Annotated in this window: 1 protein-coding gene; it reads right to left on the bottom strand. The window is 52.1% G+C overall.

What is annotated here, in order from left to right:
• Positions 1-104 precede the first annotated feature (104 nt).
• Positions 105-1477 (bottom strand): group II intron reverse transcriptase/maturase (ltrA, locus tag BK127_RS42130; protein WP_218639090.1); only part of this gene is annotated, 1373 nt, incomplete at its 5' end.

Raw genomic sequence — 1477 nt, 5'->3', positions numbered from 1 at the left:
CCTTTTATATAGAGATTCGACAAAGACCATTCATTTCCATGCCAACAACAAAGATTTATGAATAATTGTTAGACAGTCTGACGTACCGTTCGGTATACGGCGGTTCAACCGCTTGAGCGCAATTGACGTAAACGCTCGTATTGGGCAGGGAAGTCATAATACCCTGCCTGTGCGAGCCTTTCGTTTGTTACAGAGCGATTCAATATTGCGCTTCCGGCTATCCGCCAGTAGCCCAATCGGGTATTTCCCCATTGGTAAGCTTGCCACTCCGGTATTCCCAACTTTCGCAAGTTTTGCACCTTCGTCCTCGGCTTCTTCCATTGCTTCCAGATGTACATCCGCATCCGTCTTCGCAACCATTCATTCCAGCTTTGCAGGATTCGTTTCATGTCCGCTACGTAGAAATAGCCGATCCAGCCGCGAATGTAGACCTTTACGTTCTCCATCACCTGTCGGGCATTCCTGCCTTGGCTTCGGCTCGTTAGCTCCTTCAGCTTCTTCTTTGCCTTGACCAAGGGTTGGCGGTGTACGCGTACGTATACGCCCTTTCCGTTCTTCCCTAGAGCAAATCCGAGGAATTTGAAATGTTTCTGCGCCACGACACTGACCACTTTGCTCTTCTGCGTGTTCATTTGGAGCTTCAGCTTCTGTTCCAAATACATCCGGCTGGTTTCCAGCAGCCGGATGGCTGCTCGTTTACTCTTCGCCAGCACCACGATATCATCCGCATAGCGGATGACCCTTACGCCTCGGCTTTCCATCTCCTGATCAAATTCGTTCAGGTAGATATTCGCCAAAAGCGGGGACAACGGGCCGCCCTGGGGCGAGCCTTCTTCCGTTGCCCGGCGCACGCCGTTCTCCATGACTCCGCTTTTCAGATACTTCTTGATCAGGCCGATGACGCGCTTATCCTGGATTTGTTTGCTCAGCAAATTCAACAGAAGCTCATGGTTCAACGTGTCGAAGTATTTAGACAGATCGATTTCCACCGCTTGTCCATAACCTTGTTCGGCATACGCTTTGACTTTCCGAATCGCTTGCTGCGCACTGCGCCCCGGGCGGTAGCCGTAGCTTCCGTCCGAGAAGAGCGGCTCGAATAACGGTTGCAGTTGCTGGGCGATCGCTTGCTGAATTACCCGATCTACGACGGTCGGGATGCCCAGCTTTCGAACGCCGCTTCCATCTGGTTTGGGGATTTCCTTGCGCCGCACTGGGCTTGGCTTGTATTTCCCTTCCCGGATACTTTGCAACAGTTCCTCTCTGTTTTCCTGCAACCATGGCAACGCCGCCTCGATGGTCATCCCATCGATCCCGGGCGCTCCATGATTGCGTTTGACCTGCTTGTACGCCCGGTTCAGATTATCTCTGTTCAGAATGCGTTCCATCAGATCCTTTGCACCATCTCTTTCTCTACCTTCCCGAGTTCCGATACTCCACGCTCCTGCATACCCTTCGCGTTCCACGCTTTCTCTTTGCC

Source organism: Paenibacillus sp. FSL H7-0331, from assembly GCF_001956045.1.
Note: the sequence above shows the minus strand (reverse complement) of the source record. Positions and strands in the feature narration are given on the sequence as shown.